General features: G+C 63.5%; 20 protein-coding genes and 1 pseudogene. 11 read left to right on the top strand and 10 right to left on the bottom strand.

Annotated elements, in window-relative coordinates:
- The first annotated feature begins 25 nt into the window (after positions 1 to 25).
- From WMW70_RS06660 to WMW70_RS06635, 6 genes are all read left to right on the top strand, one after another.
- A complete protein-coding gene (locus tag WMW70_RS06660; protein WP_341436736.1) occupies positions 26 to 1,189 on the top strand; it encodes a GGDEF domain-containing protein in 1,164 nt (387 codons plus the stop codon).
- Between the two features lie 140 nt (positions 1,190 to 1,329).
- Complete coding sequence (locus tag WMW70_RS06655) at positions 1,330 to 2,346, top strand: DUF2804 domain-containing protein (RefSeq protein ID WP_341436735.1); 1,017 nt, start codon at positions 1,330 to 1,332, stop codon at positions 2,344 to 2,346.
- A 95-nt stretch (positions 2,347 to 2,441) separates the two neighbouring features.
- Positions 2,442 to 2,876 (top strand): MarR family transcriptional regulator, encoded by a 435-nt coding sequence (locus WMW70_RS06650; protein WP_339462000.1) that lies wholly within the window; start codon positions 2,442 to 2,444, stop codon positions 2,874 to 2,876.
- Positions 2,876 to 4,279, top strand: coding sequence for a DHA2 family efflux MFS transporter permease subunit (locus WMW70_RS06645; RefSeq protein ID WP_341436734.1), 1,404 nt, complete (start codon positions 2,876 to 2,878; stop codon positions 4,277 to 4,279). The genes WMW70_RS06650 and WMW70_RS06645 overlap by 1 nt, the downstream gene beginning before the upstream one ends.
- A gap of 264 nt (positions 4,280 to 4,543) precedes the next feature.
- Positions 4,544 to 6,658, top strand: a complete 2,115-nt coding sequence (locus WMW70_RS06640; protein ID WP_341436733.1) for a FimV/HubP family polar landmark protein — start codon at positions 4,544 to 4,546, stop codon at positions 6,656 to 6,658.
- 113 nt (positions 6,659 to 6,771) lie between these two features.
- Positions 6,772 to 7,062: a SelT/SelW/SelH family protein gene (locus tag WMW70_RS06635; protein ID WP_341436732.1), complete on the top strand. Its 291-nt coding sequence runs from the start codon at positions 6,772 to 6,774 to the stop codon at positions 7,060 to 7,062.
- Positions 7,063 to 7,190: 128 nt separating this feature from the next.
- On the opposite strand, the gene WMW70_RS06630 is transcribed toward WMW70_RS06635, so the two are convergent.
- The 3 genes from WMW70_RS06630 to WMW70_RS06620 all read right to left on the bottom strand — a co-directional run bounded on the left by WMW70_RS06630 (position 7,191) and on the right by WMW70_RS06620 (position 9,209).
- Positions 7,191 to 8,042, bottom strand: a complete 852-nt coding sequence (locus WMW70_RS06630) for a DMT family transporter (protein ID WP_341436731.1) — start codon at positions 8,040 to 8,042, stop codon at positions 7,191 to 7,193.
- Positions 8,039 to 8,374 (bottom strand): tRNA-binding protein, encoded by a 336-nt coding sequence (locus WMW70_RS06625; RefSeq protein ID WP_341436728.1) that lies wholly within the window; start codon positions 8,372 to 8,374, stop codon positions 8,039 to 8,041. Before WMW70_RS06625 ends, WMW70_RS06630 begins: the two co-directional genes overlap by 4 nt.
- An 82-nt stretch (positions 8,375 to 8,456) precedes the next feature.
- Positions 8,457 to 9,209, bottom strand: a complete 753-nt coding sequence (locus WMW70_RS06620; protein ID WP_341436726.1) for an AraC family transcriptional regulator — start codon at positions 9,207 to 9,209, stop codon at positions 8,457 to 8,459.
- Positions 9,210 to 9,487: 278 nt separating this feature from the next.
- Between WMW70_RS06620 and WMW70_RS06615 the strand changes: the two genes are divergently transcribed.
- Together WMW70_RS06615 and WMW70_RS06610 are read left to right on the top strand one after the other, a co-directional pair.
- On the top strand, positions 9,488 to 10,312 hold the full coding sequence (locus WMW70_RS06615) for a UDP-2,3-diacylglucosamine diphosphatase (protein ID WP_341436724.1): 825 nt from the start codon (positions 9,488 to 9,490) through the stop codon (positions 10,310 to 10,312).
- Positions 10,309 to 11,325, top strand: coding sequence for a glycosyltransferase family 4 protein (locus WMW70_RS06610; protein ID WP_341436723.1), 1,017 nt, complete (start codon positions 10,309 to 10,311; stop codon positions 11,323 to 11,325). Before WMW70_RS06615 ends, WMW70_RS06610 begins: the two co-directional genes overlap by 4 nt.
- Positions 11,326 to 11,473: 148 nt before the next feature.
- Here WMW70_RS06610 and WMW70_RS06605 read toward each other — a convergent pair.
- Positions 11,474 to 12,854, bottom strand: a pseudogene (locus tag WMW70_RS06605) (adenylate/guanylate cyclase domain-containing protein); the annotation flags it as partial.
- Between the two features lie 185 nt (positions 12,855 to 13,039).
- Positions 13,040 to 13,357 (bottom strand): Mpo1-like protein, encoded by a 318-nt coding sequence (locus tag WMW70_RS06600; protein WP_341436721.1) that lies wholly within the window; start codon positions 13,355 to 13,357, stop codon positions 13,040 to 13,042.
- Positions 13,358 to 13,546: 189 nt separating this feature from the next.
- Between WMW70_RS06600 and WMW70_RS06595 the strand changes: the two genes are divergently transcribed.
- Entirely contained in the window at positions 13,547 to 14,548 is a 1,002-nt protein-coding gene (locus WMW70_RS06595; RefSeq protein WP_341436720.1) for an AraC family transcriptional regulator, read from the top strand.
- A gap of 29 nt (positions 14,549 to 14,577) precedes the next feature.
- On the opposite strand, the gene WMW70_RS06590 is transcribed toward WMW70_RS06595, so the two are convergent.
- Together WMW70_RS06590 and WMW70_RS06585 are read right to left on the bottom strand one after the other, a co-directional pair.
- Positions 14,578 to 16,032: a TrkH family potassium uptake protein gene (locus WMW70_RS06590; protein ID WP_341436719.1), complete on the bottom strand. Its 1,455-nt coding sequence runs from the start codon at positions 16,030 to 16,032 to the stop codon at positions 14,578 to 14,580.
- Positions 16,033 to 16,107: 75 nt separating this feature from the next.
- Positions 16,108 to 17,562 (bottom strand): TrkH family potassium uptake protein, encoded by a 1,455-nt coding sequence (locus tag WMW70_RS06585; protein WP_341436718.1) that lies wholly within the window; start codon positions 17,560 to 17,562, stop codon positions 16,108 to 16,110.
- Between the two features lie 155 nt (positions 17,563 to 17,717).
- On the opposite strand from WMW70_RS06585, the gene WMW70_RS06580 reads away from it, so the two are divergent.
- Together WMW70_RS06580 and WMW70_RS06575 are read left to right on the top strand one after the other, a co-directional pair.
- The gene (locus WMW70_RS06580) at positions 17,718 to 18,089 is read left to right on the top strand and encodes a YkgJ family cysteine cluster protein (protein WP_341436717.1); all 372 of its coding nucleotides are present in this window, start codon (positions 17,718 to 17,720) and stop codon (positions 18,087 to 18,089) included.
- A 74-nt stretch (positions 18,090 to 18,163) separates the two neighbouring features.
- Entirely contained in the window at positions 18,164 to 18,721 is a 558-nt protein-coding gene (locus tag WMW70_RS06575) for a nitroreductase family protein (protein ID WP_341436716.1), read from the top strand.
- Here the strand turns inward: WMW70_RS06575 and WMW70_RS06570 are convergent.
- The 3 genes from WMW70_RS06570 to WMW70_RS06560 all read right to left on the bottom strand — a co-directional run bounded on the left by WMW70_RS06570 (position 18,696) and on the right by WMW70_RS06560 (position 21,321).
- A complete protein-coding gene (locus WMW70_RS06570; RefSeq protein ID WP_341436715.1) occupies positions 18,696 to 20,030 on the bottom strand; it encodes a sensor histidine kinase in 1,335 nt (444 codons plus the stop codon). The two genes, WMW70_RS06575 and WMW70_RS06570, sit on opposite strands and share 26 nt — an antisense overlap.
- A gap of 89 nt (positions 20,031 to 20,119) precedes the next feature.
- Positions 20,120 to 20,539: a Spy/CpxP family protein refolding chaperone gene (locus WMW70_RS06565; protein ID WP_341436714.1), complete on the bottom strand. Its 420-nt coding sequence runs from the start codon at positions 20,537 to 20,539 to the stop codon at positions 20,120 to 20,122.
- 104 nt (positions 20,540 to 20,643) lie between these two features.
- Positions 20,644 to 21,321, bottom strand: a complete 678-nt coding sequence (locus tag WMW70_RS06560) for a response regulator transcription factor (protein WP_341436713.1) — start codon at positions 21,319 to 21,321, stop codon at positions 20,644 to 20,646.
- Positions 21,322 to 21,323: the final 2 nt, after the last annotated feature.

Below are 21,323 nucleotides of genomic sequence, written 5' to 3'. Positions count from 1 at the left end.
AGTCCTTCCCCAGTAGAGGTCTAGGTTGTCGCTCTCACATGCCTGGTTGGATGATGTTCGTCCCAGTTCCTACGCCGATCAGCTCGCCTTGGGCTTTCGCTGGCTGCGTTTCTCTCCGCCGCTCGAGCGTGAGTACCGCTTAGCCCTGCGTGACGAAACCTACGACCTCAAGCGCATTGCGCTGTCAGTGGGCATGCTGATCTGGCTGGCCTTCGCCGCTTTCGACTTTGTCCTGATCGAGGCCCGCGAGGTCTGGTGGATGCTGGGCATCCGTCTGGTCGTGCTGCTGCTCCTGATCATCCTGTCCGGGTTGTTGCTCCAGCGCCGGCATCTCCATTTGCTGCAGCCCTTGAGCCTGGTGGCCATTCTGGCCCTGGGTGTGGGGGCCTCGCTGGTGGTCGGCGTGGCGCATCGGGTCGATCCTGGCTACCCCTATGAAGGCCTGTTGCTGGTGTGCATGGCCTCCTACTTTCTGGTCGGCCTGCGCCTGTTTGAGGCCCTGGTCTGCTCCCTGCTGATCCTGCTGACCTATATCGCCGCCGAACTGTTGATGGCGGATATGCCCGTGCCACGCCTGATCAATAACAGCCTGTTCCTGCTGTTCGGCAACCTGATGGGAGCCGTCGGCTGCTATCTGCTGGAGTTCAAGTCGCGCGAACATTTTCTGATCAGCCGCCTGATGCGGGTGCTGGCCGATCAGGACAGCCTTACCGGGCTGCACAACCGGCGCAGTTTCAACCGGCAGTTCGAACGCCTTTGGCGTCAGGCTCAGCGCGAGCGGCGCAGCCTGGCTCTGCTGCTGTGCGATATCGATCACTTCAAGGCCTACAACGATCACTATGGCCATCAGGCCGGCGACAGTGTCTTGCAGCGGGTCGGCAGCCTGCTCCTGGATGCGGCGCGGCGGCCGCTGGACATGGCGGTGCGTCTGGGCGGCGAGGAGTTTGCCGTGCTGCTGTACGACATCGATGTGGATCAGGCGCGGCAGCATGCCGAGGCCCTGCGCCAGACCCTGCAAACCCAGGCCATCGAACATGCCGGCTCGGACACTGCGGCGATGCTGACCATGTCGATTGGCGTGGCCTGTATCCGCCCCGATGAGAGTGGTGCGCTGGCGCAACTTTACGAGCATGCCGACCGCGCCCTTTATGAGGCCAAGGCGTTTGGTCGCAATCAGGTGGTCGCTTAGGTTGGGGCGGGCGGCGGGCGACGAAGCCCAATCGACAGAGTATTGGCCGATTTTGCCGCTGAGCTTGGCGCGCCGGGTGAATGCCCGAGCGTCAGGGCCGGTGCTAGCATGCGCAGGGTTTCCCTTGAGTGAATGCCCCCATGGACCGACTGATTCAGGCCAACGGCCATCCCCATTACGGCATCTTTGCCGCCGCTCCGGGGCTGATCAATTATCGCGACTTTGACTTCCGTTCGCCCATGGGCAGACGCCTGGGGGCGTTGGCGAAGTGGCGGCGCTTTCATCAGTTCCAGTATTTCGGCTTGATCAGCGACGAGTTGATCGGCGGCTGCGCCCTGGCCAATCTGAGCCTGGCCGGGATCGGCTTCGTCTACCTGTTCCACCCCGCCAGCGGGCGCATGATCGAGCGGCGCTTCAAGTTGCCGCTGGGCGTTGGCAGCAGTTTTTCCCAGACGCCGAACGAGGGCGTGTGTCAGTTGCGCAGCGGGCGCAACCTGCTGCGCCTGGAGAACCAGGCTGCCGGCCGGCAGAAACGCCTAGTGGTGGAGCTGGACGATGGCACCCACATCGACGCCTGTTTTTCCGAAACGGAGCCGGCGTTCCAGCCCATGTGCATCAATACCCGGGCGGGGGTCAATGGCTGGGTCTATGCGCAGAAAGTTGCGGGGGTGCGCTGCACGGGGCAGGTGCGCAGCGCCCTGGGGGATTTCGACCTGGCGCAGATCGATGCCTTTGCCCACCATGACTGGTCGGCCGGCTATATGCGCCCGGAAACCCACTGGAACTGGGCCTGTCTGTCCGGTCAGGCGGGGGCGCAGCGGGTTGGCCTGAACCTGTCCTGCGGGGTCAATGAAACCAGCTTTAGCGAGAACTGCTACTGGCTCGATGGTGAGTTGATCAAGGTCGACGGCGTGCATTTTACCTTCGACCGCGACCAACCCCTGCAGCCCTGGCGGATCAGCTCCCATGACGGCCAGGTGGAGTTGCACTTCGAGGGGCGCGGCCTGCATCGGGAGCAGACCAATCTCGGCGTGCTGGCCAGTAACTTCAAGCAGATCTTCGGCCGCTTCACGGGCGTGCTGCGCCCCATTGGTCGTGCCGAGGTGCGCATCGACAACCTCTGGGGCTTTGTCGAAGACCAGTATGTGAAATGGTGAAACAGGTGGGCGACCGGGCGGGGCTTGCCTCCGTATGGTGGTTATGGTTAGCTGGCTAATAATTAGTTTTTTGATAGATATTAGAGCCGTTATCCATGTCGCACACCGATCAGCACCGTTTTGCCATGCAAGTCGCCCAACTTTCTCGCGCCTGGCGCGCCGAACTGGACCGTCGTCTGGTCGGCCTGGGCCTGTCCCAGGCGCGTTGGCTGGTGCTGCTGCACCTGGGTCGTTTTGCCGAACTGCCCACCCAGCGTGAACTGGCGCAAAGCGTTGGCGTCGAGGGGCCGACCCTGGCGCGTCTGCTTGACAGCCTTGAGGCCCAGGGCCTGGTCAGCCGCCAGGCGGTGCCGGAAGACCGTCGCGCGAAGAAGATCGCCCTCAGCCCCCAGGCCCTGCCACTGATCGAAAAGATCGAAGCGATCTCCGCCCAGTTGCGCAAGGAAGTCTTTGCCGGAATTGATGAAGATGACCTGCGTCGTTGCCAGCAGGTCCACGCCCAGGTGTTGAGTAACCTGGAACGGCGCTGATGCAGGACGACTTGCAGGCGCTGCAGCAGCGTTTCGGCAGGCACTATCCGCAGTGGTTATTGACCCTGCTGATGATTGGCAGCATGGCCATGGTGCTGGCCTCCACCAGCATCAATGTGGCGTTGCCGGCGATCATGGCGGACTTCGTCATTGGCCGGCCGCTGGCGCAGTGGCTGTCCACCGGTTTTCTCGCGGCCATGACCGTCGGCCTGCTGCTGGCGGCCTGGGCTCAGGCGCGTTTCGGTGCGCGGCGTACGGCGCAGACAGGTTTGTTGCTGTTTATCTTCGCTTCCCTGTTGGCCCTGGTGGCGCAGACCGCCTGGCAATTGATCGCCCTGCGTATCGTGCAGGGGCTCTGTGCCGGTGTCGTACAACCCCTGGCGATGGTGCTGATCTTTCGCGTGTTCGCCGACGGTGGCCGAGGTACGGCGCTGGGGCTTTACGGCCTGGGAGTGATGCTGGCTCCTACGCTGGGACCCGGCATCGGCGGCTATCTGGTCGATCATTTCGGCTGGAGCGCGGTGTTCTGGATGCCGCTGCCGATGTGTGTGCTGGCCTTGGGCGCGGGCCAATGGCTGCTGCCCAATCAGCGCGAGCGCAGCACCCCGGCACTGGATCTCGTGGCCTTTGTCTGGCTCGCCGTGGCAATTTTCGCCGCCCTCGGCACCCTGGCCGAGGCGCAGCGGTTTGCCTGGTCGCAGCCGCGGGTCTGGGGGCCGTTGCTCCTGACGCTGCTGGCGCTCACGCTGTTTGTGCTGCGCAGCCGCCGCAGCGCCAAGCCCTTGCTGCCCCTGAGTCTGTGGCGGCATGCGGGGTTTCGCAGTGCCAGCTGGGTGGCCTTGACCCTGGGGCTGGGCCTGTACGGCTCCACCTATCTGATCCCGCTGTACCTGCAAACCGTCGAGGGTTACAGCGCCGGTCGCGCCGGCCTGTTGCTGTTGCCTGCCGGAGCCTTTATGGGCCTGGCCTCTTTTGCCGGTGGCTGGCTGAGCGATCGACTCTCGACCGCTCTGTTGTTGATCAGCGGGCTGCTGATCTTCGCCTTGTCTGCCGCAGGCTTGGCCTGGATCGGGGAGGGCGCGGCCTTTCTTATTCTGTGCTTCTGGACCTGCCTGGGGCGGGTCGGCCTGGGCCTGCTGCTGCCGGCCCTGAGCACCGGCTCGCTGGATATCCTCAGCCCCGAGGAGCTGGCCCAGGGAGCGGGAGCCATTACCTTCGTGCGACAACTGGGCGGGGCTTTTGGGGTCAACCTGCTGACCTTTTTCCTCGAGTGGCGGCACAGCGCCGAGGGCGGCCATCCCCTGGCCGAAGCGCTGGCCTTCAAGCAGAGTTTCTGGCTGGTGGCCGGGGTGTTCCTGCTGACGGTACTGGCGGCTCGCGGCGTGGTATCGGCAAAAAAATGACGAGGCCTCGTCAATATTATGTCCTTGTCGGTTTATTGACTGCTGACTTATGCTGCAGCCTGTAATGGCTATGTGCCCAGCAGCCTGCGTGCGATTGCCGAGCACCGGGTGTAATTAAAGCCATGCGTCAGCCGGGTTCGACAAGGAACGTATTTTCCCGATGCACGACTATGCTGTTCCTTAGGTTCTCTTCCTGCGCGGGATGCGTACGCTCAAGCGTATGGGGGGGAGGCTGATCGGGCAGATTCAGCGGGAGATATTCACATGGCAAGGGTTCGTCAGCTACTGATCGGTCTGGCATCTGGTTCGGTTCTCTATTCGGGCATGGCCCCGGCGCTGGGACTGGGCGAAATCACCCTGCATTCGGCCCTGAGTCAGCCGCTGGATGCCGAGATCGAATTGCTCAATATCGGCGATCTCAGCAATAGCGACCTGAAGGTGCGCCTGGCCCCTGCCGAGGTGTTCAGCCGTTCGGGCGTCGACCGTCTGTATTTTCTCAACGACCTGCGTTTTACCCCGCTTCTGCGCGGTGGCCGTAGCGTGATTCGGGTGGTATCGGCGCAGCCGGTACGCGAGCCCTATCTGAACTTTATCGTCGAAGTGGCGCGGCCCAGCGGCCAGTTGTACCGCGAGTACACCATCCTGCTCGACCCGCCGGGGTCGTCCTCCTACCGCACCCTGGCGGCGGCACCGGCGTTACCGGCCGCTGCTCCGGCCGCCCGGATGGCCGCGCCAGCACCGAGTCAGGTAAGCCCTGCTTCAGTGAGCACACCGCGTGAGTTGCCGCGTGCCGAGCAGGGTCAGCGTTATGCCGTGGTCAGCGGCGACAGCCTGTGGAAGATTGCCGCCCGCCTGCGCGCGGAGGGCAGTGCACGCGGCCAGCAGGCCTTGATGAACGATATCCTGGCGCTCAACCCCAGCGCCTTCAGCAATGGCGACAGCAACCGCCTGCTGGCCGGGGTCGAGCTGTTGCTGCCGGATGCGGCGCTTACGACTGCGGCTCCTGCCGCTGCGCCGGTCGAGGCGACTGAGGCCGCCGCGCCTACCGTCGCCCCTGCCGCCCTGGCCGCCGAGTCGAGCGAAGTGCCGGTTGAGGCGTCTGTTCCCTTGCTTGAGCTGGAGCAGAGCCGGGTCGATCAGGAACTGGCCAGTCAGCTGGCGGAAACTTCGCAGTTACAGCAGAGCCTGGCGCAGTTGAGCCTGCAGGTGCAGCAACTGCAGGAACAGATGAGTGCCCGGGATCAGCAGATCGCCGGGTTGCAGGCCGAGCTGGCGGCGCGGCAGGCGGCTGATGCGGCTGCTGCCGCCCCTGCTGTGGCGGCGCAGCCTGCAGTGGCCGACGGTTCCCGCAGCTGGCTGGCTGCCGGTGTGGCGTTGCTGGCGTTGCTGCTGGCCGCCGTGGCAGGGTTATTCTGGCGCAGCCGAACGCGCCCGCAACAGCTCCATACGCCCGTGCCACAGGCCCCAGCACCTCAGGTGGCCAAGGCCGCAGTGCCCCCAGTGGTTGCTGCACCGGCACAGGCCAAGCCTGCGGTGGCACTCAGTGCGCGTGATGTACCCAATGCCGGCCCGGTCTGGCCGGCGGCGGGCAACGACGCCCTGCAGAGTGCCAATGTCTATATCGCCTATGGTCGTTTTCCGGAAGCCGCGGCGACCTTGCGCAAGGCGATTCAGGCGCAGCCGCAGCGCAGCGATATAGCGTTTCGTCTGCTTGAGGTGCTCGCCCAGCTTGGTGATGCCGAAGCCTTTGTAGAGCAAGAAGCCAGTTTGCGCGCAGTCGGCTTTTCGCCGGTGCGCATCGATGAGCTGAAGGCGCGTCATCCCGACCTGCTCAAGACGCCCCCGGTGGACTTGCTCGACGATGCGGTGCTGCAGTTGGACGAGCCCCAGGAGCCCATGCTGGATGAGGGGCTCGACGACGGTAAACTCAACCTCGACGACCTGTCGCTGGATGCCGACTGGGATCTGGTCAGCCCGTTCTCGCCGACCGCGCAGTCCACGGTTGCCGGTGCAGCGGCCAGCAAGGCGGCCGCGGGCAAGCCGAGTAGCTCGGATATTTTCGAGCTGTCCGGCAGCCGCGATGCGCGCAGTCCTTTTGCCGAATCCATGCTGGTGGAAGAAACACCCCATGACAGCTGGCTCGAGGACGAACTGGACGAGGCCTTTATCGAGCAGCCCAAGGTGGCCAGCAGCGCGGTGATAGGCGATCTCGACCAGCTGGCGACCAACCGCGACAACCTGGCCAAACTGAACATGGCGCTGGCTTATATCGAGCAGGGCAGCCTGGACAGTGCCTGCAGCATCCTCAATGAAGTGATCAACAGCGGTGACGAGAAGCAGAAGCAGAGGGCTCGTCAGCTGCTGGCCAAGATCGCCTAGTCTGTTCTGGCTTTACAGAGCGCCCACTTGCCCCAGGCAAGCGGGCGTTTTGCTTGCTGGGTTGGGCATCGCAGGCGCTATCATGCGTGCTTCGTCATTGCCGGAGTCAGCGCATGTCCAGCCACAAAGCCGAAGTCGTCATCACCTATTGCACCCAGTGCCAGTGGTTGTTGCGCGCCGCCTGGCTGGCTCAGGAACTGCTGTCGACCTTTGCCGATGACCTCGCCCGGGTCAGCCTGGAGCCCGCTACCGGCGGGGCGTTTCGCATCACCTGCGACGGCGTGCAGATCTGGGAGCGCAAGGCCGATGGCGGCTTCCCCGAGGCCAAGGTGCTCAAGCAGCGGCTGCGCGACCAGATCGACCCGGCCCGGGATCTGGGCCATAACGACCGTCCGGCTGGTTGAGGGCTGTGGCGGCCTGCGGCTGTAGGGTGAGCCGTGAGCACCAGAAATGCTGCGCGGCACTCTATCCACAGCATGCCGCACCTGGCCATTGCATATGAGCTGCCCCTGGCTGGCGAGCAGACCCTGGATCACCTGGCCATCCGCGCCGAGAGAAAGATCGCGCTGACGATCAGCAGGCCCCCGGCGAGCATGCGCAGGGTCGGTACTTCGCTGAATAGCAGCCAGGCAAAGGTAATGCCGTAGATCGGCTCCAGGGCGAAAATCACCGCCGTGGTGCGCGCCTTGAGCACCCGCAGGCTGGCCACGAACAGGCTGTGGGCCAGGCCGGTGCAGAAGATCCCGAGCAACGCCATCCATAGCCAGTCCTGCGCCTGCACGCTGGGCAGGGTCGGCCAGGCCAGCGGCAGGAACACCAGCAGCACCGTCAGGTTCTGGTACAGCGCGGCCTGCACCGGGTCGATGCCGCGGGTGCTGGCGCGGTTGAGCAGCGACAGCAGAGCGAATAACAGGCCCGAAAACACTGCCCAGAGCAGGCCGCCGGTGGCCTGGCTGCTCAGGTCGAAGTCCGGGGTGACCAGCACCAGGCCCAGGCACACCAGCAGCACCATGGCGTATTCGGCGGGCCGGGTGCGTTCGCGGAACAGCAAACCCTCAAGCAGCACGGTAAAAGCCGGGAAGCTGGCAAAACCGAGGGTGGCAATGGCCACGCCAGAGATATGCACGGATTCGAAAAAGCTCCACCAATGGCCGCCCAGCAGCAACCCGCCGAGGGCCAGTTGGCCCAGCTGGCGCAGGCCCAGGCGTACCAGAGCGGCCTGGCTGATCAGGCGGGCGAACAGCAGCAGGGCCGCGACGGCGAAGATGGCCCGGCCGGCGGAGATCATCTGTGGGGTGGTGTTGGCCAGCTTGCCGAATATCCCGGACAGGCCGAACAGCAGGGCCCCCAGATGGATGGCCCAGAGCGCATTACGCTGGTTCATGCCAGGCGTGCGCCGTTGGGTAGCGGCTTGTCGAAGCTGGCCAGCACCACGCGGTTGTCAGCGTCGTACACGCCCGTCACCAGCACCTCGGAGCGCACCCCGGCGATGCGTTTGGCGGCAAAGTTGCACACGCAGAGCACCTGGCGGCCGAGCAGTTCGTCGCAGCTGTAGTGGGCGGTGAGTTGCGCGCTGGATTGTCTGACGCCCAGCTCGCCAAGGTCGATCTGCAGCACATAGGCCGGTTTCACGGCCTTCTCGTTGACCACAGCGGACAGCACGGTGCCGACGCGCAGTTCCACCCGTTGAAAATCGTCCCACTCGATCTGTTGCATCCCACGTCTCCCTAGTTGGCTGGTTGCAGTCTAGGGCGGTGCGTGGCGTGTGTCTGTCGCAGGGCTTGCGGCTTTTGTCGCATTACTCGCGCTGCTGGCGCAGAGCTCGGGCGGTGCAGCCGAACTGCCGTGACAGGGCCGCAGTAAAGGCGCTCTGCGAGCTATAGCCGACCCGCGTGGCAATTTCGCCAATCGGCAGTGCGCTGCTCTGCAGCAACCGGCGGCCCAGTTGCAGGCGGCGGCTGCGCACATAGTCCATGGGCGTTTGTCCGGTTTCCGCGAGGAAGCGCACATGAAAACGCGCCGCCGACAGTCCGGCCAGACGCGCCAGATCGCTGACCTGCAGAGGGTGCGCCGCATGCCGATCGATATGCGCATCGAGCGCTGCCAGCGGCAGGCGTTGGGCCATATGGACGCTGCCGTGGTCATTGGCCAGGCTGGCCAGCAACAGGGCGGCCCCCTGTCGGGCGATTACCGGGTCATTGATCGGGCTGGCGGCCAGCCAGCTGACCAACTGACTCTGTGCCGGGTTGAGGCCGACGGCAGCAGGTTTTTCCAGCAGCCGGCGCGCGGCGTCCAGGTGGCCGCCCAGCTGTTGTTGCAGCCAGTGCTCGGACGGCACATCGAGCACCAGACACTGGCTGCCCCCTCGACTACCGCAGGCATGCCGGGCGTCGCTGGGAATCACGGCCAGGGTCTGGCGGGTGACCTGGCTGGCGCAGCCGGCAATCTCGAAATCCAGCAGACCGCTGAGGCCGAATACCAACTGGGCATGGGCGTGGCTATGGCTGAGCAGTTCGTGGCTGTAGTGACGCAGCGACAGCGGCGAGGACATGGTGGGCTCCTTGTGTATTCCGGCAAGTCTAACAGGCTGTTGAAACACTACCTGCGTTGCCGATACGGCGTTAAAAACAGGCTCAAAATGCTCATGTACAACTCGTACACTCCGCTTTTTCGCCTGTTTTTGCCTTGTCTCGTCTGCCTCGCCTACGTTTTTCAACGGCCTGATAACCGCAGATCAGCGTTGTGGGCTGTCATCGAACTGCCACGGCTCCGTCATGGGCGTTTCACTCGTGCCGCGCAAGCTCAAGCAAACCCAGCCGGAGGTCGTCCATGACCAGCGCCCAGCTCGTCAAGCCCAGCCGTAAGCAACGTGTCCGTACCCTGTGGATTTCCGATGTGCACCTTGGCACCCGGGATTGCCAGGCCGAACACCTGGCGGCTTTCCTCAAGCGCTATCAGACCGACAGGATCTATCTGGTCGGCGACATCATCGACGGCTGGAAGCTGCGCAGCGGAGTCTATTGGCCGCAGTCGCACAGCAACGTGATCCGCCGCCTGCTGACCATGAGCAAGCGCGGTACCGAGGTGATCTACGTCACCGGCAACCATGACGAATTCCTGCGTCGCTATTCGAGTCTGATGCTGGGCAATATCCAGCTGGTCGACGAGGCAGAGCACATCACTGCCGACGGCCGCCGCCTGCTGGTGATTCACGGTGACCAGTTCGACGTGATCACCCGCTATCACCGCTGGCTGGCCTTTCTCGGCGACTCGGCCTATGAAATCACCCTGACCCTCAACCGCTGGCTGAATTATTGGCGCAGCCGCTATGGCTACGGCTATTGGTCGCTGTCGGCGTACCTCAAGCACAAGGTCAAGACCGCGGTGAACTTTATCAGCGACTTCGAAGAAGCCATCGTTCACGAGTGCGCCAAGCGTGGCTTCAACGGCGTGGTCTGCGGGCATATCCACCATGCCGAAATCCGCCCGATGGGGGATGTCGAGTATATGAACTGCGGCGACTGGGTGGAGTCCTGTACGGCGCTGATCGAGCATCTGGATGGCAGCATCGAGCTCTACCGCCTGGCCGACGACCAGGCGCGCCAGGCTGCGCAGCAGGCCATAACGGTGGCTGCCAGCGAGCCGGCACTATGAGGCTGCTGATCGTCTCGGATGCCTGGTCGCCCCAGGTCAACGGCGTGGTCACCAGCCTGCAGGCCCTGGTCGGCGAACTGCGCGGCCTGGGCCATCAGGTCAAGCTGCTGTCGCCTGCGGACTTTCGCACCCTGCCGTGCCCGAGTTACCCGGAAATCCCCCTGGTATGGGATCTCTGGCGGGTGGGCGCGGCGATTCGCGACTTTCGTCCCGATTGCGTTCACCTGGCCACCGAAGGTCCCCTGGGCTGGGCCGCCCGGCGCTGGCTGGTCAGGCGCGGCCTGGCGTTTTCCAGCGCCATCCACACGCGCTTTCCCGAGTACGTCAACAGCCGCTGGCCCTGGCTGCCGCTGCGCTGGGGTTATGCCTTGCTGCGGGCCTTCCATCGCCCCAGTCAGGCGGTGCTGGTGACCACCGAGCGCATGCGCGAGGAGTTTGCCGGCTGGGGCTTCAAGCACCTGGCGCTGTGGCGCAAGGGCGTGGATACCCAGCTGTTTCGCCCACCGGCGCAACCGGCGGCGGTCTCCAGTCTGGTGTTTCTGTATGTCGGGCGGATTGCTCCGGAAAAGAACGTCGAGGCCTTTCTGCGCCTCGATCTGCCCGGGGAAAAGCAGGTGGTGGGCGATGGGCCGCAGCGTGCAGATTTGCAAGCGGCTTACCCGCAGGTAAGGTTCCTTGGCTACCGGCATGGCGCGGCGCTGGCGCAGGCATTCCAGCAGGCCAGCGTGCTGGTGTTTCCCTCGCGTACCGACACCTACGGCCTGGTCATGCTCGAAGCCCTGGCCTGCGGCACGCCGGTGGCGGCGTTCCCGGTAGCCGGGCCGCTGGATGTGCTGCAGGCGGGTGTCAGCGGGGTGCTGGACGAGGACTTGCGCGCGGCCTGCCTGGCGGCCCTGAGCCTGGACCGCGGACGCTGCGCCGAGCTGGCGGCGCGGCAATCCTGGCGCGCTTCGGCGCTGGAGTTTCTGGCCCAGCAGCCGTTGCTCGATGGTGAGCTGTGTATGCCGGCCTAGGTGGGCTTAGAGCCTGTTCACGATCTCGCGAGCTAGAGTCCGGCAAGGCAGAAACCGGCGAGGACGCGGAGTGTACGAGTTGTACATGAGCATCCGAGTCGGTTTCTAACGCAGCAGGGCTGACGCGCAGCAGATCGTGAGCAGGTTCTTACATGATCACCTTGTCACGCAGCTTGTCGGCCGCCTGACTAAGGGCCTGGATGACCTTCTGCTTGTCGAAGTTCTGAATGCCGTTGGTGTCCAGGTACATGGAAAACCCCGGCAGTTCGTGCTCGACATAGCTGGAGGTGGCCCCCAGGTCGCGGCGGAAGTCCACCACCTGGTAGATCTGCACCGGACGGGTAAAGCCCTTGACCGTGATCTGGCCCTTGTCGCGGCACATGATCACGTCCTTGATCAGCGAATAGGTCTCGTGGGAGATCAGGATTTCACCGGATTCGGCGGCGCTTTCCAGGCGGCTGGCGAGGTTCACGTCGCGGCCGATGATGGTGTAGTCCATGCGCGTGTCGGCACCGAAGTTGCCCACGGTGCAGTAGCCGGTATTCAGGCCCATGCGGATTTCCAGCGGCTTGGTGATGCCCTGGGCGCGCCACTGCTGGCGCAGTACCTTCATATGCTTGCGCATGGCGATGGCCATGGACACCGCATTCACCGCATCCTTCTTTGCGCCTTTGCTGGCCGGGTCGCCGAAAAACACCATGACGCAGTCGCCGACGAACTTGTCGATGGTGCCGCCGTATTTCAGGCAGATCTTCGACATCTCGTTGAGGTAGGTGTTGAGCAGGTCGGTCAGGGCTTCGGCTTCCAGTTCTTCGGACAGCTCGGTAAAGCCCTTGATATCGGAGAAGAACACTGTGAGCTTCTTGCGCTGGGTTTCCAGGCGCACGCTCTTCTTGCCGGTGAAGATCGACTCCCACACCTGCGGTGACAGGTACTTGGCCAGGTTGCGCGCCAGGCGTGCGGCCTTTTCCTGTTCGCGCTTGATGTCGCTACGCACCTGGGCCAGACGCAGGCCCTGCTGGTGTACGAAGTAGGCGGTGATGCAGATATACAGGATGGTGAACAGGATGCTGACCAGGGCTACCACGGCCGGGGTCTCGACCTCGATCTGGGGGCCAATCAGCGCGGCGTTGAGTACGCTGCTGCTCAGGGCAACCAAGATACCCAGGGCCATATAACGCAGGCCGCCGATTACCAGGGAGCTGAAACTCAAAATCAGCAGGGCCATCAGGCTCGGTACCACCGAGAAGCCGAGCAGAGCCATTGCGGCCCCCGCGTGCAGGGCGTCGATAAACAGCAGGCTGAGGGTGGTGCCCTGGGGGTGGTCACGTTTGAACCGCAGGCTCAGCTGGTGGGCCAGATGGGGGTAGAGCAGGGCGTAGGGCACCATCCAGAGGATGTCATAGCCAAAATGCTGAACAAAGGTGCCCGCGGCAATGCTGGCGGCAATGGCGATATAGGCCAGCACGCGTGCGTAATATTCGCGCAACGGCGGTGCTGGCAGGGCGGGAAGCCGGGTCGAGGTCTGGGCGTTCATGCTTTGGCGGGGATCCCTGCTGATATGCGGCGTCTCTACTGGACGTCTACGGTCGGCAAACCTTCGTTGGGCAAGCGACGAAGGTCGGGATCATAACCAAGCGGGCAGGCATGAGCCAAGCATGGCGGCCGAATGGTGCAGTATCGGCCGCGATCGGTAGTGGGGTTCGCTCGGCCCCTAGAACTTGATCCGCCCGGTAAAGGCGTCCTTGAGCATCACCCAGTCGCCCATCAGGCTGTACAGCGGGTACTGGAAGGTCGCCGGGCGGTTCTTCTCGAAGCCGAAATGGCCGACCCAGGCGAAGCCGTAGCCAACCAGGGGAATGGCCAGCAACCAGAGCCACTGCTGGCTAAGCAGGGTGTAGGCGAGGATGCACAGCACCAGCAGGCTGCCGACATAGTGCAGGCGGCGGCAGGTGGCGTTGCTGTGTTCCTGCAGGTAATAGGGGTAGAACTCGGCGAAGCTGGTGTAGCGTGGCGGGTTTTCAGCGCTCATGGCATGCCTCCTGTTATGGCTCTGTACGCAGGGGCTGTTGCAGCCTGCGCCGGTTACTTGCAGTCTAGGACGACTGACTCGCCAGGCCACTGACATTAAGTGCCAGTTTAGTATCCTTGGGCGGCACCTCAGGTCTGTTGGGCACTCTACCGCTACAGACCCTAATGGACACGACAATAAGAAAACCCCATGCGTGAACGTACCACCTCTTCGAATTGGGCCTTGGGCATTGTCCAGGCGCTGGAAATGGGCGGCGTCGACTGCCGCGCGATCTTCCCCGAGCTGGGGCTCGATTACGCCGCCCTGGAAGACCCCGATGCGCGTTTTCCCCAGGACGGCATGACCCGCTTGTGGCAGCGCGCGGTGGAGCTGTCAGGCGACCCGGCAATCGGCCTGAACATGGCCAAGGTGGTGCGCCCGGCGTCGTTCCATGTGGTCGGCTATGCGCTGATGTCCAGCCGCACCCTGAAGGAGGGCTTTGCTCGCCTGGTGCGTTATCAGCGGATTATCGGCGAGGGCGCGGACCTGAGCTTTCGCCCGCAGGGCACTGGTTATGAGCTGACCCTGGCGATCCACGGCGACCGCCTGCCTGCGGCGCGGCAGAGCTGTGAGGCGTCGCTGGCCTATGCCCTGGCGTTCTGTCGGTGGATGACCGGTAAGCCGATTCGTCCGCAACGGGTGTTGTTTCAGGGTGACCCGCCGGCGGATCTGCAACCCTTCGAGCAGGTTTTCCAGGGGCCGCTGCAGTTCAATGCCGATCATTACGGCTTGCTGTTCGAGCGTGCCGATATGGACATGCCGCTGCCCACGGCCAACGAATCCCTGGCGCAGTTGCATGACAGGTTTGCCGGCGACTACCTGGCGCGTTTCTCGGAAAGTCGCGTCACTCACCTGACCCGCCAGGTGCTGTGCCGTCTGCTGCCCCAGGGCGAGCCCCGGCGCGAGGTGGTGGCGCAGGCCCTGCATCTGTCGCAGCGCACCCTGCAGCGGCGCTTGCAGGAGGAGGGCAGCAGTTTCCAGCAGCTGCTCGACGATACCCGCCGCGAGCTGGCCCAGCAGTACCTCGCCCAGCCCGCCCTGAGTCTGCTGGAGGTGGCCTACCTGCTGGGATTCGCCGACCCGAGCAATTTCTTCCGGGCCTTCCGTCGCTGGTTCGGGTTGACGCCCGGCGAGTACCGCGCGGGCCTGTAGCTGCGCGCGCAGAGATCGTAAATAGATTCCTAGTGTCGCCAGAAGGCCGGCAGCATCAGCACCAGCACGGTGAGGATTTCTAGGCGGCCGAGCAGCATGCCGAAGGTCAGCAGCCATTTTGCGGTGTCCGGCAGGCTGGAGAAGTTGCCTGCCGGGCCGATGATCGGGCCCATGCCTGGGCCGACGCCGGAGACGGTGCTGGCCGCGCCGCTGAGTGCGGTGATCCAGTCCAGCCCGCAGAGTGTCAGGCCCAGCGCCAGCACCGCGATGGTGATGGTGAAGAAGAACGAGAAGGTCAGGATGGAGCGGACAATGTCTTCATCCAGATGGTGGTGGTTGTATTGCTGCTTGATCACCGCGCGGGGATGGATCAGCTGCATCAGGTTGGTCCTGAGCAGCACGTAGGCCACCTGGAAGCGGAATATCTTCAAGCCGCCCGCCGTCGAGCCCGAGCAACCACCGATAAAGCCCAGGTAGAAGAACAGCATGCCGGCAAAGCCACCCCACAGTGTGTAATCGCCGAGGGCAAAGCCCGTGGTGGTCATGATCGAGGTGGTGTTGAACGCCACATGGCGGATGGCTTCGAGCCAGTGCAGTTCGGTGCTCAGGTAATACCAGGTGCCGAGCAGCAGCCAGGTACTCAGCAAAATACCGAGAAAGCCGCGCACTTGCTGGTCCTTGATCAACGCCTTGTAGTTGCCGCGCAGCATCGAGGCAAACAGTACGAACGGCACGCTGCCGAGAATCATTAGCACAATGGTGACCCAGTGCACCGCCGGCTCTGTCCATTTGCCCAGCGATTGATCCGAGGTGGAAAAACCGCCGGTGGCGATGGCCGACATGGTGTGGTTGATCGCATCGAATCCGCCCATGCCCGCCATCCACAGCGCCAGGCAGCCAAGCAGGCTGATGCCCAGGTAGGCCGCGACCATGTATTTGGCGACCATATGTGAGCGCGGCATGATCTTTTCAGAACGGTCCGATGATTCGGTCTGGAACAGGCGCATACCCCCGATCCGCAGCATCGGCAGAATCGCCACGGCCATGGCGATAAAGCCGATTCCGCCGAGCCAGTGCAGCAGCGAACGCCAGATCAGAATCCCCGGCGACATGCTGTCCAGACCGTTCAGCACCGTGGCTCCCGTAGCGGTGATGCCTGACATGCTTTCAAACACCGCGTCGGTCACACCCAGGTGTTGGGCGAACATAAAGGGCAGGGCGGCGAACAGCCCCACCAGTATCCAGCTGGACACCGTCAACAGGTACATGTCGCGTGGGCGCAGTTGCACCTCCTCGGGTCGGCCCTGGGCGATCAACACGATGCCCGCGATAAAGGTGATCAGGCTGGACCAGAGAAAGGCGTTGAGTTCGTCAGACCGTGCAAACAGGACCAGGGTAAGCATGGGGACGGCCATGCTGATCGCCAGGGTCAGAAGAAAGATGCCATTGATAAACGCGATGATCCGTAAGGTCGGCCAAGCCATCTAAGCGGGTTCCGTTCCAGTAATAGCAAGATTTTAGGTTGTCGGGCTTGCTCGCTGTCGCGCAGCCGATTTCACTCAGTGTCGCCAGAATGCCCGAGTTACCAGAACCAGTACCGTAAGAATTTCCAGGCGACCGAGCAGCATGCCGATAGTCAGCAGCCATTTAGCCGCATCCGGCAGGCTGGAGAAGTTGCCCGCCGGGCCGATGATCGGGCCCAACCCAGGGCCCACGTTGCACACTGCGGTCGCCGCGCCGGTCAGCGCGGTTACCCAGTCCAGGCCAAGCAGAGTCAGGCCGAGGGCGATCACGCCGATGGTGATGGTGAAGAAAAATGAAAAGGTGATCAGCGAGCGGACAATCTCTTCATCGAGGTTGTGGTTGTTGTATTGCTGCTTGATCACCGCGCGCGGATGCACCAGTTGCTGCAGGTTGGCCCGCAGCAGCACATAGGCTACCTGAAAACGAAAGATCTTCAGGCCGCCGGAAGTGGAACCCGAGCAGCCGCCGACAAAGGTCAGGTAGAAGAACAGCAGCACGGCGAAACTGCCCCAGGTGGTGTAATCGCCGAGGGCAAAGCCTGTGGTGGTGATCACCGAGGTGACATTCACCGCGACGATGCGAAACGCATCCAACCAGTTGTTATCCGAGTGCAGCCACAGCCAGGTGCCGAAAACCAGCCAGGTGGCCAGCAGAAAGCCAAGAAAGCCACGTACCTGATGGTCTTTGAACAGTGCTTTGCGGTTGCCGCGCAGGGTGGCGACATACAGGGTGAAGGGCAGGCCGCCGCAGATCATCAGCACCACCGCCACCCAGTGCACGGCCGGTTGGCTCCAGTTGGCCAGCGACGAGTCCGAGGTTGAGTAGCCGCCGGTGGCGATTGAGGTCATCGCATGGTTGATCGCATCGAAGGGTGTCATGCCGGCCAACCAGAAGCCGAGAAAGCCGCTCAGGGTCAGACTCAGGTAAATAAACAGGATGTATTTGGCCGCCATGTGCGAGCGCGGCATGACTTTCTCACCCCAGTCGGAGGATTCGGTCTGGAACAGGCGCATGCCGCCGACCCGCAACAGCGGCAGAATCGCCACCGCCATGCCGATAAAGCCGATACCGCCCAGCCACTGCAGCATCGAACGCCAGATCAGCAGGCCGGGGGAGGCGTGGTCCAGGCCAGATAACACGGTTGAGCCGGTGGTGGTAACGCCAGACATGGTCTCGAAGAAGGCATCGGTGTAGCTGATATGGTGAATCAACACCATCGGCAGGGCGGCAAAAATGCACACCACCAGCCAGCTGCCGGTGGTCAGCAGGTACATATCGCGCGGGCGCAGCTGCGCCTCCTTGGGGCGCCCGGGGATGACCATGGCAATGCCTGCGACGGCGGTTACCAGGCTGGACCAGAGAAAGGCGTTGAGGTCATCCGTGCGTGAATACAGCAGCAGCGTCAGCATGGGGATTAACATGCTGACGGCCAGGGTGATCAGGAAGATGCCGAGAATAAAAGCAATGATGCGCAGTGTCGGCAATGACATGGATTCGGCTCGGGCTCTGGTGGGGCAAAGGGGCGTTATTCTACGCGCGCTGCAGCCGCTGTACAGCCGCCACAATGCGCGCTTTACAAGCGCTCGGCGCTGCATAGAATAGCCGCCAGGTGCCGGCCCCTGCCGGTTTCTGAGCCCGCCAAATCATGTCCGATAGCAATCCTTGTCTTAGCTGTGGTGCCTGCTGCGCGCATTTTCGTGTGTCATTTTTCTGGGGTGAGTGCCAATCGGCGGGCGGTGTGGTGCCCGATGATCAGGTTGTGCTGATCACTCCGCATCGCGTCGCCATGCGCGGTACGGAGAGCAAGCCCGTGCGCTGCTCGGCCCTGCTCGGTGAAGTCGGCCAAGGCGTGCGCTGTACGCTGTATGAACAGCGCTCCAGCACCTGCCGCGAGTTCGAGGCCTCCTGGGGCAATGGCGAGTACAACCCGCATTGCGATGCGGCGCGCAGTGCACACGGTTTACCGCCGTTGATGCCATCGGTATTGCCGAGTCTTTCTCCCGAGCGGGTTGCCTGAGAAGCGCTACGTATTGCCCGTCCGCGTCGCCCAGGCACTAGAATGGCCAACTGACTGAATTGCCGAGGTGGCTGATGGACGCTCTTGATGCGTTGCTAAACCGTGTTTCCGCGCCGCGCTTGATTGCGCCGGCTCCCGATACTGCGCAGCGCGAGCTGCTGTTTCGCGCCGCCTTGCGTGCGCCTGACCACGGCCAGCTGCGCCCCTGGCGCTTTCTCACCATCGAGGGCGCGGCGCGTGAGCAGCTGGGCGAACTGTTGGCCCAGGCGCTGCCGGCCGATGCCAGCCCCGAAGCCCTGAGCAAGGCCCGCGCCATGCCGCTGCGGGCACCGCTACTGGTGGTGGTGATTGCCCGGGTGCAGGCCCATGCCAAGGTGCCGGCGCAGGAGCAGGTGATCGCTGCCGGCTGCGCCGCCCACGGCATTCTGCTGGCCGCCCATGCCCAGGGCATAGGCGCGGTCTGGCGTACCGGTGAACTGGCCTATAACGCCCAGGTGGCGGCCGGTCTGGGTCTGGCCGCGGACGAGCAGGTTATCGCCTTCCTGTACCTGGGCACGCCGGAGCGCGAGTTGCGCGCGGTGCCCCAGGTGCAGGTTGGTGATTTTGTCAGGGCCTGGCCTGCGGCGCAGTGAGCGGCAAGCGCAGGGTGGCGATCAAGCCACCCTGCGGATGGTTGCTCAATTCCAGCTGGCCGCCATGCCGTTCCGCCGCGCGGCGCGCGATGGCCAGGCCCAGGCCATGACCGCTGCTGGTCTGGCCGGGGGCACGGAAGAAGGGTTCGCCAAGGCGTGCCAGCAGCTCAGGGGCCGCACCAGTGCCATGGTCGCGCACGCTCAGGCATAGCTGCTCGGCGTTTCTGCTGGCGCTCAATTCGATGGGCTGGCCAACCGGGTTGAAGCGCAGGGCATTGCGCAGCAGGTTGTCCATCGCGCGTTGCAGCATATCCGGCCAGCCGTTGAGCTGCAGGCCGCTTTCCAGCTGAATCTCGATCTGCTGCTCGGGGGCGTCCAGGCGCGCCTCTTCCTGCAATTTGTGCAGCAGTTCGTCCAGATTGATCGGTTGCGCCGCGCCCGGTTCGGCATCGAGGCGGGCGAGGGCGAGGATTTCACTGATCAGCGCTTCCAGGCGGTCGCACTCCGTGCTCAGGCGCGGCCAGTACTTCTCCCGTTCGCCGGCCTCTGCCCGTTCGGTCAGCGCCAGGGCGATGCGCAGGCGTGCCAGGGGGGAGCGCAGCTCATGGGACACATCGCGCAGCAACTGGCGTTGACTGCTGATCAGGCCCTGTACCCGCTCGCCCATGCGGTTGAAGTCGGCCGCCAGTACGCCGAGTTCATCACGTCGCTGGGCCAGGCGCGCCAGGCTGTTCTGTTGATAGGCGGTTTGCCCCAGGTCATGCACCGCACCGCGCAGGCGATTCAGCGGGCGGGTGATGGAGAGCGTCAGCCAGAGGCTGAACAGGGTCAGCACCACTAGGGCGATGCCCAGTGCGCTCAGTGGCCAGAGCCGGCTTTCACGCTGCCAGGCGGCGACTTCGGGATTGGGGATGCGGTAGATAAACAGATAGGTTTCGCCACTGTGCGGGCTGGTGTAATCGACACTCAGGCGGCGCCAGGGCAGGCGTTTCTCATTGCGATGGCGGGCTTCAAAGGCTGCCGCACGGGGCGGGAAGGTGCCTTTGACCACGGCTTGGCCGCTGTCGTCGAGCACCTGTACATCGATGCGGAATTTGCGTTTGCGTTGCTCGAGCAGGGCCTGGGCCGCAGTTGGGCCTTGTTTTTCGTAGCGTTGAGTCCACTTTTCGGCGAGGTCATCCATGCCGGGGTGCTGACTGAGCAGCCAGGCGTCCTGGTTGAGCATGCGCCCAAGCAGCATGGACAGCCCGGCAACCAGGGCAATAGCCAGCCAGAAGCTGGCAAAGATGCGCCAGAACAGTGACCGCACGGTGGCTCCTTAGTCGTTAATGGCTGTGGTGAAAACGGTTACGCCCATCAGGCCTTACGGCGTGATGGGCGTACGACCGCGAGGTCGGGTTAGTTCTTCTTCGCCTGCTCGGCCTGCCAGGCTTTGAATGCCATACGCTCGGCGCGACGTTCCTGCATTTTCTTCTGGTGTTCGTCGAAGGCTTTCTGCTGCTCGGGATTGAGCAGGGCGCGGATGGCGCTGTGCTGCTTGTCCTTGGCGGCTTTCAGTTCGTCCTGCATGGCTTTCTGTTCGGCGGCCGGCAGCTTGTCCAGATAGCGCTTGGTGATGTCATGGCGGCCTTTCATCTGCTCGCCCATCAGCTTACGGATTTCGCGGTGCTGCTCCTGGCTCAGGTCGAGCTCTTTGAGCATGCGGGAGCCGGGTTCCCCATGATGGCCGCCGCCGTGACGCGGGCCGTCTTCGGGCATGGCCATGGCCAGGCTCGGCAGGGACAGGGCGAGCAGTACTGCGGTAAGGGTCTTGCGCATGATGTATCTCCTTGTCTGAAACCGGTTGATACCGGATGAGCCCAGTCTAGGGCGGTCAAGGTCAAGGGCTGTCAGGGCAAGGTAAAGCTTGGGTAAAGAGCGTTTTAAACGCTGTAGTAATAGCCGCGGCTGCGCAAGGCGAGTATGCGCGGGCGGCCATCGGCATGGGGGCCGAGTTTCTTGCGCAGGTTGCTGACATGCATGTCCAGGCTGCGGTCATACAGGGTCAGTTTGCGGCCCAGGGCCAGTTGCGCCAGTTCCTGCTTGCCCACCGGCTCCCCCGGTTGACGCAGCAGGGCCTCGAGGATGCGGCTTTCCGAGAGGGTCAGGAGCACTTCCTGCTCCCCCAGGACGACGATGCCGCGGGCCTGGCTGTACTGCAGATCGCCCAGCTCCAGCTGGCTGGAAGGGGCGGGCGGCAGGGTGCGGCGCAGTACGGCGCGCAGGCGCGCGGTCAGCTCGCGGGGGTCGCAGGGTTTGGCCAGGTAGTCATCGGCACCCAGCTCCAGGCCGAGAATCCTGTCCAGCGGTTCGCCGCGGGCAGAGAGCATCAGCACCGGCAGTTCGGGATGGTCGCTGCGCAACTGTTTGAGCAGTTCCAGGCCGCTGCCGTCGGGCAGCATGACATCCAGCACCACCGCATCCGGGGCCTGGCTGGCCAGGGCCAGGCGTGCACTGCTGCCGTCGTGACAGGCGCTGACCTGGAAGCCTTCCTGAGTCAGCCAACTGGCCAGCAACTCGCACAGTTCAATGTCGTCGTCGATTAACAGCAAGGCACTCATAA

This window comes from Pseudomonas sp. XK-1, assembly GCF_038069885.1.
GTDB lineage: Bacteria > Pseudomonadota > Gammaproteobacteria > Pseudomonadales > Pseudomonadaceae > Aquipseudomonas.
Note: the sequence above shows the minus strand (reverse complement) of the source record. Positions and strands in the feature narration are given on the sequence as shown.